Here is a 14,066-nt window from a genome sequence, read left to right as displayed (position 1 = left end):
GCGCCCGTCCCCCGACTGTTTCCGGGGCCGCCCCGAGGAAGGCCTCCGCATGAACCGTTCCCGCCACCTGTCGCGCCGGCACCCCGGCTCCCGTTCCGCACCGGTCGACGGCGCCGGGCGGGACTTCGCCGCGCCGGTGAACGCGGTTCCGGCGCTGCCGCCCGTCGACGCCTTCGACGGGCTGGACCTGCCGGAGGAAGTGCTGCGGGTACTGGCCCGGCGGGGCGTCGCGGTCCCCTTCCCGATCCAGGCCGCGACGCTTCCGAACTCGCTGGCCGGCCGTGACGTGCTGGGGCGGGGCCGCACCGGCTCCGGCAAGACCCTCGCGTTCGGCCTCGCCGTGCTGGCCCGCACCGCGGGGCGGGAGGCCGAGCCGCGACGCCCGCTGGCCCTGGTCCTGGTGCCCACTCGTGAGCTCGCCCAGCAGGTCACCGAGGCCCTCACCCCGTACGCCCAGGCGGTGCGCCTGCGGCTGGCCACCGTGGTCGGCGGGGTGCCGGTCCGCCGCCAGGCGCAGACGCTGAACCGCGGGGCGGAGGTCGTGGTGGCCACGCCCGGCCGGCTCGCGGACCTGATCGAACGTCGGCTCTGCCGGCTGGACGCGGTCGGCGTCACCGTCCTCGACGAGGCCGACCGGATGGCCGACATGGGCTTCCTCCCGGCGGTCACCGGATTCCTGGAGCAGGTCCCCGAGGGCGGCCAGACGCTGCTGTTCTCCGCCACCCTGGACCGCAACGTCGACACCCTGGTGCAGCGCTTCCTGAAGGACCCGGTCACGCACGCGGTGGACCCGTCCGCGTCGGCGGTCAGCACCATGGAGCACCACGTGCTGCACGTGCGGAAGGCCGACAAGGACGCCGCGATCGCCCACATCGCCGCCCGGGACGGCCGGGTGATCATGTTCACCGACACCAAGGACGGCGCGGACCGCCTGGTCGAGACGCTGCTGGCCAAGGGCGTGAAGGCCGCGGCACTGCACGGCGGGAAGTCCCAGCCGCAGCGCACCCGCACCCTGGAGCAGTTCCGCGGCGGGCAGGTGGCCGCGCTCGTCGCGACCGACGTCGCCGCCCGGGGCATCCACATCGACGGCCTCGACCTGGTCGTCAACGTGGACCCGCCCACCGACCACAAGGACTACCTGCACCGCGGCGGACGCACCGCCCGGGCCGGCGAGTCCGGCACCGTCGTCACCCTGGTCCTGCCCGGCCAGCGCCGGGGAACGGTCCGGATGATGACCACCGCCGGCATCGTCCCGGTCACCACCGAGGTCCGGGCCGGTGACGCGGAACTCGCCCGGATCACCGGCGCCCGCGTGCCCACCGGCGTGCCCGTCTCGATCCCCGACCCCGTCGTCGACCGGCCCCGGCACCGCCGGGCGACCGGCCGGAACAGGTACGGCCGCCCCGCCACCGGCACCCGCGGCAGCTCGCCGCGACGGCACGGCGGCTGAACCCGGCCGCACCGGGAGAACCCCGTCCGAGCAGCGACCGCCGCTGAGCGGGGTGGGCGGTCGGGCTGTCAGCTGGGGTGGTTCGGGGCGGGCCGCGGGGACGGGGGGTTGCCGTTACGATCGGCTGCCGTTTTGGGGCGGGTCGGGTCGGGGCGGGGGGACGGCTGTGGGGTTCGGGGAGTTGCTGCGGGAGCTGCGCCTGGGGGCCGGGTGGAGCCAGGAGGAGTTGGCCGAACGGTCCGGGGTGTCCGTGCACTCGATCAGCATGCTGGAGACCGGTCGTCGGCGGCCGCGGCTGTCCTCGGTGGCGCGGCTGGCGGACGGGCTGGGGCTGTCGGGGCAGCGGCGGGAGCGGCTGGTGGCCGCCGCGACCGGGGCGCCGGGCGCGGGGCCGGCGGCGGTGGGCGCGAGGCCGGCGGCGGTGGCCCGCGGGCCGCGTCAACTCCCCTCGGACAGCCGGTTGTTCACGGGTCGGGCGGCGGAGAGCGAGTTCCTCGCGGAGGTCGCCCGGCAGGCTCCGGGCGGGAACGAGGCCGGCATGGTGGTGCTCTGCGTCATCACCGGCATGGGCGGCGTCGGGAAGACCGCGCTGGCGGTTCGCGCCGCGCACCGGGCCGGCGAGCGGTTCCCGGACGGCCAGCTGTTCCTGGACCTGCGCAGCCACACCGAGGGCCTGGAGCCGCTCGGCGCCGAGGACGCGCTGGAGGCGCTGCTGCGTTCGCTGGACGTGCCCGCCGACCGGATCCCCAATGGGCTGACCGACCGGGCCGCGCTGTACCGGACCCGGCTGGCGGGCACCCGGACGCTGGTGCTGCTGGACAACGCGTCGAGCGCCGCCCAGGTCCGGCCGCTGCTGCCCGGCAGCACCGGCTGCCTGGTGCTGGTCACCAGCCGCAATCCGCTGGTCGGGCTGGACGACGCCCACCTGCTGACCCTGGACGTGCTCCCCGAGGACGACGCGGTGGACCTGCTGCGCCGGGTCGCCGGGACCGACCCCGACGCCGACCCCGCGCTCGCCGAACTGGCCCGGCTGGCAGGCCGGTTGCCGCTGGCCCTGCGGATCCTCGGCGCACGCCTGCGGCACCGGCCGCGACTGACCGCCGCCGCCCTGGTGGAGGAGCTGCGCGAGGAGCGGCACCGGCTCGGCCTGCTGCGCGACGAGGACCGCGACCTGGCCGCCCTGTTCCGCGCCTCGTACCGCGACCTGCCGCCGGAGGAGCAGCGCCTGCTGCGCCTGCTGGGAGTGCTCCCCGGGGAGGACCTGGAGGTCTGCGCCGCCGCGCACCTGCTCGGCGCCGACCGCCGCGACGCGGAACGCCTGCTGGAGTCGCTGCTCGCCCACCACCTGCTGGCCCAGCCGACCCCCGGCCGCTACCGGATGCACGACCTGGTCCGGTCCTGGGCGCGGACCCTGGCCGAGGAGGAGCCGCCGGCCCGCCGGGAGATCGCCGCCCGCCGGCTGCTGGACCACTACCAGGACACCGCCGAACGGGCCGGCCACCGGCTGGCCCGCTACCGGGGCCACCGTCCGCCGCCGGCCGGCCCGGCGCCCCGGCCCGCACCCGACGTCGACTCCCCCGCGCGGGCCCGGGACTGGCTGCGCGCCGAACGGCACAACCTGCTGGCCGCGATGGCCCGCAGCGGCGACCCGCTGCGCCGCAGCGCCCTCACGGCCGCGCTCGCCCCGATCCTGGAGCTGGACGGTCCGCGCGCCGAGGAGGCCGCGCTGCACCTGGCCGCCGCCGAGGCGGCCGCCGGCCAGGGCAGGCCGCTCGACCAGGCGGAGGCGCTGTGGCGGGTCGGCCGCTCGCACCGGATGGCCGGCCGGTTCGAGGAGGCCGCCGAGTTGCTCGACCGCGCCGAACGGCTGTACCGGGAGCACGGCGACGCGCACGGCACGGCCCACGTGGCCGGGGAGCACGGCCGACTCGCCTACCAGAGCGGCGACCTGGCCCGCGCGGCCGAACGGTGCGCGGGCGCGCTGGCCGGCTACCGCGCGCTCGGCGACCCGCAGGGCGAGGCGCACACCCTGTGGGACCTCGGCCGGACCCGCTGGCTGCTCGGCGACTCCGACGCGGCGGAGGAACTGCTGGACGCCGCGCTGACCGCCTACCGCGCGCTCGGCGACCGGGCCGGCGAGGCGCACGCCCTGGGCGACCTGGCCCACCTCCGCCACATCGGCGGTCGGACGACGGTCGGCGCGGACCTGCTGGAACAGGCGCTGACGATCCTCCGCGAGCTCGGCGACCGGCAGGCCGAGGCCAACACGGCCTGGCTGCTGGGCCGGATCCGGCTGCTCCAGGGCGCCCACCCGCAGGCCCGGGAACTGCTCGACCTGGCGCTCGCCCGCTGCCGGGAACTCGGCATCCGGCAGGGCGAGGCCAGCACCCTCAGCACCCTCGGCGACCTGCACCGGGCGACCGGCCGGACCGCCGCCGCGATCGAGCTCCAGCGGGAGGCCGTCGCCGTCTTCCGGGCCGCCGGCAACCCGCACGGCGAGGCCAACGCCCTGCACGGCCTGGCCCTGGCGCTGCGCGCGGCCGGCGACCGGGCCGGCGCGGCCGACCTGCTGACCGGCGTGCTGGAGACCTTCGAGGCGGGCGGCGACCCGCAGGCCCAGGCCGAGGTGCTCAACAGCCTCGGCCTGCTCGCCGCCGACGCCGGCGACCTGCCCACCGCCCTCGACCGGCACCGCCGCGCGCTCGAACTCGCCCGCGGCAGCCGCAGCCGGATCGAGGAGGCCCGCGCCCTGCTCGGCATCGGGCACTGCCTGCCCCCGGCGGAGCGGCCTGCCGCGCTGGACGCCGTCCGCCAGGGCCTCGCCCTGTTGGACGCGGCCGGCGCGGCCGAGGCCGCCGACGCCCGGGCCCGGCTGGCGCGGCTGACGGCCACCCCGGAGTAGAGGCCGGCAACGCCAAGGGAGCGCAGGGCGGACGACATGGAGCGGGCCGGCCGGGCGGCAGAGGATGAACACCGAGCGCAGGGGCCGCCCGACAGGGCCTCGGGAGCTCCGGGAAACCGTCCGTCAACCGAAAGGCACCAGCAACGATGCGCACGATCTTCAAGGCCGCCGCGGCGACCGCGGTCGGCGGGGCGCTGCTCCTCGGCTTCACCGGTACGGCCTCGGCGGCCGGCAGCGGCCCGACGAGCCTGAACGGCCAGGGCTGCCCGTCGGTGGCCTCCAACTCGGCCTACGAGGGGACGTACATCCAGCACCTGAACTACACGTACGTCACCGGCAACGGCTTCCGGGACGGCGTCTACCGCGTCGACTTCTTCAACCGCCAGAACGTGCTCCAGGACTCCTGGACGGTCGAGTACCGCTGCTGACCGCCCTCCTCCGGAACTGCCGCCGTCCGCGCACGGGGGAGCCGCCGACGCCCTGTCGGCGGCCCGCGCGGGCGGCGGTGCCCGGCGTTGCGGGCGGGTGTCAGGAGGGCGAAGTGAGCGCGGCCAGGGCGCGGGCGCAGGCGGTGGTGACCGGGACGTGGATGGCGGTGGCGGCGTCGGCGGGGGCCGGGAGGCGGGCGGCCTCGCGGGCGTAGGCACCGAAGCTGCCGTCGGGTTGCTGCTGGGCCAGCAGGGCGGCCAGGGCCTGGTCGACCGCCGGGGGCCGGGACGGGAGCGCGGCGCACGCGGCGAGGAGGGCGGCGGCGAGCGGGAGGTCGTAGCTGCGCAGGGCGCTGCACGCCAGAACGGGGAGGACCTCGGCGAGCCGGGCGGCCTGCGGCGGCGCCGGGGCGGCGGTGACGGCGGCGGCCACGGCCAGCAGGTGGTCGCGGTCGGTGTCGAGCAGGGCCAGGACGCCGGCGGGGTCGGTCGGCAGCTCGGCGGGCGCGACCGGGGGCTCGGGGGCCGACGGCGCGGCGGCGAGGAACGTCCGGGCGCGGGCCAGCGACTCGCGGGCGTACCGGGCGAGTTCCGGGTCGGCCGGGCGGGCGGGCGCCGGCGGGCGCAGCAGGGGGCCGGCGCCGGCGCGGGGGCCGGCGTCGGCGGTGAGCGCCATGGCCGCCACCAGCGTGGTGTGGTAGCAGCGTTGGAAGGCGTAGTCGGCGTACTGGTCGGGCGGCAGCGCCCGGGCGGCGGCGGGCAGGTGGTGCGGGCCGGGGAACGAGCCGTCGGGGAGCTGGCGGGCCAGCAGGCGCGCGCGGGCGTGGTCGGCCAGCGGGGACGGGGGCATGCCCAGGGCCCGGCGGCAGAGCAGGAGTTCGGCGACCAGGTCGCAGTGGCCGGCGGCGAGGAACAGGGCGAGCAGCTGCTCGACCACCTCGGCGGCGTCGGCGCGTTGGCCGGCGGTGAGGGTGTGGACCGGACGGGTGGCCATGTCGCTCAGGTAGAACACCACGTGGGTGACGGCGTACGCCTCGAACTCGCTGACCCGGGCCGGGTTCACGGGCGCGCCCAGCACGTCCGCCGCGTACAGCTCGGCGTAGCCGGGCAGCCGGTGGCGCAGGCCGCCGAGGTCGAGGACGTAGCGCAGCTCCATCAGCCCGTGCGGCGGGTGGCCGGGGTTGTGCAGGTCGGCGTGGTCGAGGTCGACGAACCGTTGCAGCGCGGCCCGTTCGTCCTCGGGGAGGCGGCCGGTCTCCAGCAGCAGGACGATCAGCCAGGCGTAGTACTGGAAGAAGCCGGTGGCCCGGAAGAGCCGGTGCCGCAGGGTCGGCCGGGCGATCGCCGCGGCGGCCCGGTCCAGGCAGCGTTCGACGGCGGCGCGGGACCCGGGGTCGAGCTCGGCCCGGCGCAACCACCGTGCGGCGACGCAGAGTTCGAGCAGCGGCGCGGACGCGCTCGCGGGCGTGGGACGGTCCGGCTCGGGCGGGTCGAAGCGGTCCAGGGCCTCTGCGACCCAGGCCAGCGCGCGCGCCACGGCCGGTGCGCCGTCCGGCGAAGGGGAAGCGGCCGGGGTGGGGGCGGACCAGCGGGGCAGGACGGTCGGCGGTGCGGTCGGCGGGGTGGTGGTCATGGCGGTGTCCTTGGCGGCCGGGCGTCGCCGTCCCGGTGCCTCAACACGGGCGCGGCGACGCGGAGTTAGAGGGGCGGCGGGTCCGGACGTCAGCGGCCGAGGCGGCGGCGGATGCCGACGGCCAGGACGACGGCCAGGGCGGCGAGCGCGGCGAGGTCGGCGCCGGCCGGGAGCAGGTGCGGGAGGTGGCCGCCGCCCGGGGTGCTGATCAGGGCCTGGCGGAGCAGGTCGACGGCGTAGCTCAGCGGGTTGAACCAGATCGCGGTGGACAGCCAGTGCGGCACCTGGTCCGGGCGGAACACCGAACCGGAGAGGAACAGCAGCGGGAACATGAGCAGTTGGACCACCTGCTGGAGGGTCTCCACCCGCCGCAGGAGCAGCGCCGCCAGCAGGCCGACGCCGCAGAACACGGTGGCCGTCACGGCCACCGCCGCCAGCCCGAGCAGCGCCCCGCGCAGGCCGATGCGCACCCCGGCGATCGGGGCGAGCAGCATGGTCAGGGCGCCCTGCACCACGCAGGGGACGATGCTGCCGGCCGCCTTGCCCAGCGCCAGCGACCAGCGCGGCACCGGGGCCACCAGCATCTCCCGCAGGAAGCCGAACTCCCGGTCCCAGGCGAAGGACATGCCCGAGCTGATGCAGGCCGAGGCGGTCTGGATGGCCAGGATGCCCGGGAACACGTACGCGCTGAACGGCACGCCGTCGACCGCGCCGACCATCCCGTTGAAGCCCACCGCGTACACCAGCAGGAAGAACACCAGTTGCAGCAGTTGGCTCAACAGCGGTCCGGGACGGCCGAGTTGGCGGACGATGTCGCGGTGGGCGACCACGGCGGCGGCGCGGGCCGCGGCGCGCGGCCAGGTGTGCGGGGCGGCGACGGCCGGGGCCGCGGCGGGCGGCGGCGTCTCGGTGGCGGTGCTCATCGCGGGGGCTCCTCGGGCGAGTGCGTCGGACGGGCGTCCCGGTCGGCGCCGGCGGCCTCCAGGAACACGTCGTCCATCGAGGGGTGGCGCACCGTCAGCGAGCTGATCGCCACCCGGGCGGCCGCGACCACGACCGGGACGGTCGCCTCCGGGTCGTCGGTGCGGACCGACACCGTGGGCACGCCCTCGCCGTCCGGGCGCAGTTCGGCGAGGTGGCCGGCGGCCCGCAGGTTCTCCACCGCCCGCCGGTCGTCCGCCGTCCGGAGCAGCACCCGGGACGCCCCCAGCGCCGCCTTGAGTGCCCGCGGGGTGCCCTCGCGGATCAGCGTGCCGTCGCGGACGATCGCCACCTGGTCGGCGAGTTCGGTCTCGTCCATGTAGTGGGTCGAGTAGAGGACGGTCAACTGCCGCTGCTTGCACAGGAGTCGGAGGTCGTCCCAGACCGAGCGGCGGGATTCGGGGTCCAGCCCGACGGTCGGCTCGTCGAGCACCAGCAGGCGCGGGTAGTGGAGCAGCGCCCGGGCGATCTCGACCCGGCGGGACAGGCCGCCGGAGAGGGTGTGGACGGCGGTCCGGCGGCGGTCGGCGAGGCCGAAGGAGTCGAGCAGCGCGTCGATCCGGCGGCCCGCCTCGGCGCGCGGGACGCCGTACAGGCGGGCGTGGAAGCGGAGGTTGCGTTCGATGGACAGGTCGGGGTCGAGGGTGGACTCCTGGAACACCACCCCGAGCAGGGCCCGGACCGCCATCGGGTCGGCGCGCGTGTCGTGGCCGAACACCCGGATCCGCCCGGCGGTCGGTGCCAGCACGGTGCACAGCGCCTTCACGGCACTGGACTTGCCCGCGCCGTTCGCGCCGAGCAGCGCGGTGATCCGGCCGGGCGCGACCGTCAGGCTCAGCCCCCGGACCGCCTCCAGCTCGCCGTAGCGGATCACCAGGTCGTCGAACTGCACGGCGGGAACGGCGAGTTGAGCGTCTGTGGGCTGCGCGGGGGCGGCGGTCGCGGTGGTCATCCGGTCACCTCGGCGCGGGGGCGGCAGGCGGCCAGCAGCTGCTCGGCCGGCGGCAGGGTGAGGGCGGGCCGCATGCTGCGGGAGGCCACCTCGTAGGCCAGGCCGGGCACCGGGTCCAGCACCCGGTGGCCGTCCGCGCGCAGCTGCGCCACGTTCCGGGCGACCTGCGGGGCGCGCCACATCACCGGGTTCATCACCGGCGCCAGCACCACCGGCTGCTCGGCGCACAGCAGCGTGCCGGCCAGCAGGTTGGGGGCGGTGCCGGTGGCGAAGCAGCCCAGCAGGTTCGCCGTCGCGGGCACCACCAGGACGCCGTCCGCCCAGCGGCCGAGGGCGACGTGGCCGGGGCCGTGGTCGTCCTCGGTGCAGACCGCGTCGCAGATCAGCCGCAGGGTGGCGGCGGGCAGGAACCGCTCCGCGGTGCGGGTGGCGACCAGGGTGATCCGCTCCACGCCGGCCAGCCGGAACGCGTTGAGGTAGCCGGGCAGCGCGAGGACGGAGATCGAGCCGCTCACCCCGACCAGCAGCCGCCGGGGCACGTCCGCGCGGCCGGACGGGTTCCGCGTCCCGGGCGTGGCGGCGGCGGGGATCGGTGGTGCTGTCGACATGGGTCTCCTCCGGTGGGTCGGCGGTACAGGCTTGTCTCCGGGGCCGGGGGCGGGGCTCAGGCGAGCAGCAGCGCCCGGTCCCACCGCGCGCGCGGCCCGCCGGGCAGCGGCTGCGCGCCGAGCAGCTCGTCGGGCACCACGGACAGCAGCGCCAGGGCCACGCCCGCCGAGCCCTCCAGCACCCCGGCGACGTCCAGCCGGCGGTGGGTGGTGGCGTGCCGCCAGCCCTCCGGGTGGTCGGGCGTCAGGTGCTGGAAGACGAACGGGGTGTCCGGGTCGGCGAAGTCCAGCACCCGCAGGGCCGTCCGGCGCACCCCCTCGCGCAGCACCGGGTCGCCGGAGTCGGCGGCCACCCGGTGCAGCACCTGGAGCAGTCCGGCGAAGCCGTGGCACACGGTCGGGCCGTCCAGCCGCCACTCGCGCTCGTCGCGGGCCAGCGCGGCCTGCAGCGCGGCCACGGCGGCCTCCCGCCACAGCGGCCGGTCGAAGGCCAGGCCGGCCTGGTGCAGGGCGGCGGCCACGCCCGGCGCGCCGTAGCACCAGGCGGTGCGGGTGAACGCGGCCTGCGGGCGGACCGGCGCGGTCTGCTCGTCCCAGCTCACCCGGCACGGCCAGTACGGGCCGGCCTCGTCGTGCAGCGTCCAGCCGAGCAGCCAGTCGGCGATCGCCCCGGCGGCCGCCGCGCCGCCCGGGACGCCGAGGCCGCGCCGCTCGGCGAGGGACAGCAGCATCAGCGGGCCGGCGATGCCGTGGGCGAGGCCCGCGTTGAAGTCGCCGCGCGGGTAGTCGCGGCGGTCCTGGTCGACCGGCTCCAGCTCCGGCGGCACCCACCAGCCGGGGACGACCGCGCCGTCGACGGCCAGCGGCTCGGCCAGCGCCACCAGGTGGCGCAGCGTGGCCTCCAGCGCCTCGGCGGCCCGCGGGTCGCCGTCCAGGTCGGCGGCGTCCAGCAGCAGGCGGCCGGTGCCGGTGAGCCCGTTGACCACGTCGTACGCGGCCCAGGCGACGCCCGGCCGGCCCTCGTCCCGGCGCTGCCGGTGGACGGCCAGCCGGGTCTGCTGGTCCTGGGCGAGCCAGGCGGTCAGCCGGGTGCGCAGGCCCGCGTAGTGGCCGAGCGGGCCGGCGGCGACCCCGGCGGCGGCCGCGACGGCGGCGGGCCCGTAGTTCAGGCCGTTGCTGGGGCGGCGCGGCATCTCGTCCATGGCGACGGCGAGATGGGCGTGCGCGGCATGCGCCCGGGACGGGTCGCGCCAGGCGAGTTCGCCGTGCAGCAGCGCGACGCCGGGGTGGCCGTGGGTGAGCGACAGCGGGCTCCACATCGGGTTGCCGAAGATCGGCTCGACGTTGCCCGGCCGGCCCGCGACCGCGGCGACCCGCGCCGGATCGGCCAGCCGGTCGGCCGTCAACAGCACTGCTTCGGCGGCGACTTCCGCCTCGGCGGCGGTGAGCAGGGGGGTGCCGGGGGTGACGGCGGGAGCGGTCATGGCGGGCCTCCGACGGGAGCGGGGACGGCGGGCGGGACGGTGTGCGGCTCAGCGGGCGTGGCGGCGGCGGGTGCCGGGCGGACGCTCGTGGAGCACGGGTGCGGCCGTGACGGGTGCCGGCCCCCTGCGCTCGGGCGTCGCCGGGCGCGCGCGGCTCAACTCCGGTTCGGGCACACGGCGTTCGTCGGTGGTGGGCAGGTGGCCGTGGCGGGCGAGCGGGTCCGGGCCGGTCATGGGGTCCTCAACTGCGGGGCGGCGGTTGTCGGTGGGGCCGGGTTGGTGTGGCGGCGGCGGGCGTGGTGGTCGAGGACGGTGGTGCGGGCGATGGCGAGGGCGGCGGACTCGCGTTCCTGGACGCCGCCGAACAGGCGGTTGCAGGTCATGTGGACCAGGCTGCCGACGATCCTCAACTCCGAGGTGGCGCAGCGGCCTTCGGCGGTCAGCCGGCGGACGGTGGCGCCGTAGCGGGCGGCGGCCTCGGCGCGTTCGCGCAGCGCCGCCAGGACCTGGCGTCCGGGCTCGCCGGCCGCCAGCCGGGGCCAGCCGCCGACCGGGTCGACCAGGGCGCGCCAGTGGGCCCGGTCGCTGCGACAGCGCGGCGGGACGTCCCGCCGGTCGCCGGTGGCGGACAGCCACGCGGCGGCCGGGTCGTCGGCGTACCGCTCGTCGGCCCAGGGCGTTCCCGGCGACGGCGGGCCGAAGGCGTGGGCCACCCCGGCGACCGCGACGGTCGCCAACTCGTCGCAGTCGTAGGGGAATCGGGGCTGCGCGGCGAGGTCGAGCAGGGCGATCGAGGCGCGCGAGTCGGCCTGGAAGTACTCCTCCGCGGCCTGTTGGGCGTCCGGCCCGCCGTAGCGCTCCCACTCGGGGTCGTAGCTGTCGAGGGTGAAGTGGGAGAGGAACCCGGCGGCTTGGCGGTCGGCCAGGATCGCGCTCAGCCGGGGCAGGGTCTGCTGCCACAGCGTCGTCGGATCGCCGTGGAAGCGCAGCCGCAGGTGGTAGGCCGGGTCGCGGTAGCGGATGAAGAACCAGCGGTCCGCGCCGGTCTGCCGGGCGGCCTCGGCGAGTTCCGGGACCAGGGTGCGGACCAGCTGGTCCTGGCCGCGCCAGGAGCCGTACGCCTTGAGGTAGAGCCAGTCGCTGCCGGGCCCGGCGAGCCGGGGGCGGTCCGCCGCGGCGGGGCGGGGCAGCGGGCCGGTGGGCAGTGGCCGGGGCAGGCCGGGGGCGCGTTCCAGCGGGACGACCAGTTCGACCAGGTGGCCGCCGCCGGGGCCGCCGTCGCGTCCGGCGAACCAGCCGTCGGCGCACGAGGCGTCGGGGGTCTCCTGGACCACCAGGCCCGGGTCCTTGCGGAGTTCGTCGCGCAGCAGCAGCAGGTCCCAGGGCTCGTCGAGGCGCAGTTCGAGGCGCTGGTCGGTGGAGAGCGCCAGGACGCGGTCCGGCACCCGCCAGGCGGTGCGCCAGCGGTCCACGGCCTCGGCCCAGCCGGCGGCGTCGCCGGCGGGGAGGCGTTCGGCGTCGCGGCGCAGTTCGGTGAGCTTCCAGGTGGCGGCGCAGAGCACCACCCGGCCGTACCGGACGCGGGGGAGGAACGGCGCGGGGGAGACCTGGCCCCAGTCGAAGGGCTCCCACAGCCGGTGGCCCTCCTGGCCGATCTCCCAGAGCAGCCGGGCGGCGTTGGGCGCCTGGGTGCCGGGGCTGAGCATGCTGTGCGCGGTGGGCGCGAGCTCGCGCATGGTGGGCAGGTGGACGGCGTACATCCGCTCCAGCGTGGAGCCGACGGCGATGTCGTCCAGCCGCAGTTCGGCGGCGCAGTCGGTCTCCGGCAGGCCGACGCCGATCCGGCGGCCGGTGAGCGCGGCGGTGTGCGCGATGTTGGCGGCGCGCGGGCTGCGCGGCTGGTAGGCGACGTTGACGGGGAGCGCGCCGGGCACCAGCGGCTCCAGTGCGGCGCAGCGTTCGGCCAGGGTGCGGGCGACCTGCTCGTCGAGCAGGTCGGCGAACCGGCCGATCGTCGCGCCGGCCTGGTGCGAGCCCGGGTTGGGGGCCAGCACCAGCCTGAACTCGCCGTCGGACAGGGACTGTTGGGACGGCGAGACGAGTTGCAGGAAGAGCTCGCAGGAGGGCTGGACGGTGCTCGGGTCGGGCTCGCCGAGGGACAGCCGGGCGACGGTCTCCTCGTCGAGCACCACCTCGCGCCGCCCGTCGCGGACGGCCTGCGCGTGCAGGGCGGCGAGCAGCTGTTCGCGGTCGCGGTCGCGCGGTTCGGGGGTGTCGGTCTCGGCGGCCTCGGCGTTGGGCCACTTGTAGCCGGCGGGCGCGCCGAGGCCGGCGGTCTCGTCGAGCAGCTCCTTCACCGGCACCAGTCGGCCCACGCCGTACTTCTCCAGGAACGCCTCCTGGTAGGGCCGCAGCGGGCGCATGCCGAGCCGGACGGGGCTGATCCGCCACATCGCGTCGGCGGCGCGCTCCACCTCGCCCCGGACGGTCTCCGGCAGCCGGACCCGGGCGCCGAGCCGGGTGTCCAGGTGCAGCGACGTCCGGTGCGGACGCAACTCACGTTGTGCGTCGAGGAGTTCGGTCAGTGCGCGGCCGCCGTGGCCGGGCGCGGTGGCGTCGTAGGCGGCGCGCAGCCGGGCGACCTCGCGCAGGCCGGTCAGCGCGGTGCGGGCGGCGCCGTCCGGGGCGGGGTCGGTGTCGGCCAGCCGCCGGATCACGTGGGCCAGCGGGTCGCCGCCGTCCAGCGGCGGGCGCAGGCCGGTGACCAGCAGCTCCTGGTCGACCAGTCCGCGCAGCATGGTGCGTACGGCGGCCTCGGGCGCGGTCGGGAAGAGCTCCCGCAGCCGTTCGACGAGCGCGCCGAACGTGAGCGGGGTGCGGGCGGCGTCCAGTGCGGCCCGGACGGCGGGCGTCCGGCGGACCGAGACGCTGCCGCGGCCCTCGGCGCCGGTGGCGACGCCGAGGTTGGCGGGGGTGTCCAGCATCACCCGGTCGCCCTGCGCGGTGGCGCCGGCGTGGGTCTGCACCGGCAGGCGGTGCAGCACCTCGGCGTCGAGTTCGAGGTCGCGGACCAGGCCGAGCAGCCAGTCCATGTCGACGTGGGTGCGGTGGCGCGGGCCGCGGGCGTCCCACTCCACCTTGGCGGAGCTGTCGAAGCGGCCGTCGGCGACCCCGGCGAACAGGCCGAACGGGGTGGGCCGGGTGCGCAGCCGGATGTCGTAGCGCAGCGCGGACAGCGCGGCCCGGCGCAGCCGCTCGTCGCTGATGCCGTCCGTCCGGCCGTCGGCGGCCTTCTCGACGGTGCGGGCCAGGTCGGGGCTGGCGAGCCGGACGGCCTCGCGGCGCAGCGGGTCGGCGGCGAACGCGGTGAGCAGGGCGAGGTAGGCCTCCCGGCCGGCCTCGGGGCCGAGGCCCCGCACCTCGTCCCGGTGGGTCAGCGAACGGCCGCGGGCCTCGGTGGGGGCCCGGAGCAGGAACACGTCCCAGGCCCGGAACCACGGTTCACGGGTGTTCTTCATCTGATCCCTCCGGTCCGTGTCCATCCTTCAACCCTACCCAGGCGTAACCGGCGGGTTCAGCCGGTCCCGGTCCGTGGACGGGGCACCACGTGGACGTACTCCGGGCCGTT

The 14,066-nt window shown here is 77.2% G+C and carries 10 protein-coding genes; 3 read left to right on the top strand and 7 right to left on the bottom strand.

The window, feature by feature from the left end; translation table 11 throughout:
• Window positions 1-49: 49 nt before the first annotated feature.
• From ACWEMJ_RS24120 to ACWEMJ_RS24110, 3 genes are all read left to right on the top strand, one after another.
• A complete protein-coding gene (locus ACWEMJ_RS24120; protein ID WP_452139193.1) occupies window positions 50-1,450 on the top strand; it encodes a DEAD/DEAH box helicase in 1,401 nt (466 codons plus the stop codon).
• Between the two features lie 166 nt (window positions 1,451-1,616).
• Window positions 1,617-4,352 carry an ATP-binding protein gene (locus tag ACWEMJ_RS24115; protein ID WP_452139192.1) on the top strand — a complete coding sequence of 912 codons (2,736 nt, stop codon included), beginning with the start codon at window positions 1,617-1,619 and terminating at the stop codon, window positions 4,350-4,352.
• 146 nt (window positions 4,353-4,498) lie between these two features.
• Window positions 4,499-4,780 (top strand): hypothetical protein, encoded by a 282-nt coding sequence (locus ACWEMJ_RS24110; RefSeq protein WP_452139191.1) that lies wholly within the window; start codon window positions 4,499-4,501, stop codon window positions 4,778-4,780.
• A gap of 100 nt (window positions 4,781-4,880) precedes the next feature.
• On the opposite strand, the gene ACWEMJ_RS24105 is transcribed toward ACWEMJ_RS24110, so the two are convergent.
• From ACWEMJ_RS24105 to ACWEMJ_RS24075, 7 genes are all read right to left on the bottom strand, one after another.
• Window positions 4,881-6,413 (bottom strand): DUF6895 family protein, encoded by a 1,533-nt coding sequence (locus ACWEMJ_RS24105; RefSeq protein ID WP_452139190.1) that lies wholly within the window; start codon window positions 6,411-6,413, stop codon window positions 4,881-4,883.
• An 89-nt stretch (window positions 6,414-6,502) separates the two neighbouring features.
• Entirely contained in the window at window positions 6,503-7,336 is an 834-nt protein-coding gene (locus ACWEMJ_RS24100; protein ID WP_452139189.1) for an ABC transporter permease, read from the bottom strand.
• Window positions 7,333-8,346, bottom strand: a complete 1,014-nt coding sequence (locus ACWEMJ_RS24095) for an ABC transporter ATP-binding protein (protein WP_452139188.1) — start codon at window positions 8,344-8,346, stop codon at window positions 7,333-7,335. Before ACWEMJ_RS24095 ends, ACWEMJ_RS24100 begins: the two co-directional genes overlap by 4 nt.
• The gene (locus tag ACWEMJ_RS24090) at window positions 8,343-8,954 is read right to left on the bottom strand and encodes a flavoprotein (RefSeq protein ID WP_452139187.1); all 612 of its coding nucleotides are present in this window, start codon (window positions 8,952-8,954) and stop codon (window positions 8,343-8,345) included. The genes ACWEMJ_RS24095 and ACWEMJ_RS24090 overlap by 4 nt, the downstream gene beginning before the upstream one ends.
• A 56-nt stretch (window positions 8,955-9,010) precedes the next feature.
• Window positions 9,011-10,438, bottom strand: coding sequence for a lanthionine synthetase C family protein (locus ACWEMJ_RS24085; RefSeq protein WP_452139186.1), 1,428 nt, complete (start codon window positions 10,436-10,438; stop codon window positions 9,011-9,013).
• Between the two features lie 48 nt (window positions 10,439-10,486).
• A complete protein-coding gene (locus ACWEMJ_RS24080; RefSeq protein WP_452139185.1) occupies window positions 10,487-10,672 on the bottom strand; it encodes a hypothetical protein in 186 nt (61 codons plus the stop codon).
• Entirely contained in the window at window positions 10,669-13,956 is a 3,288-nt protein-coding gene (locus ACWEMJ_RS24075) for a lantibiotic dehydratase (RefSeq protein ID WP_452139184.1), read from the bottom strand. The genes ACWEMJ_RS24080 and ACWEMJ_RS24075 overlap by 4 nt, the downstream gene beginning before the upstream one ends.
• Window positions 13,957-14,066 lie beyond the last annotated feature (110 nt).

The organism is Kitasatospora sp. NPDC004531, from assembly GCF_053602195.1.
This window is presented reverse-complemented; position numbering and strand designations above follow the sequence as displayed.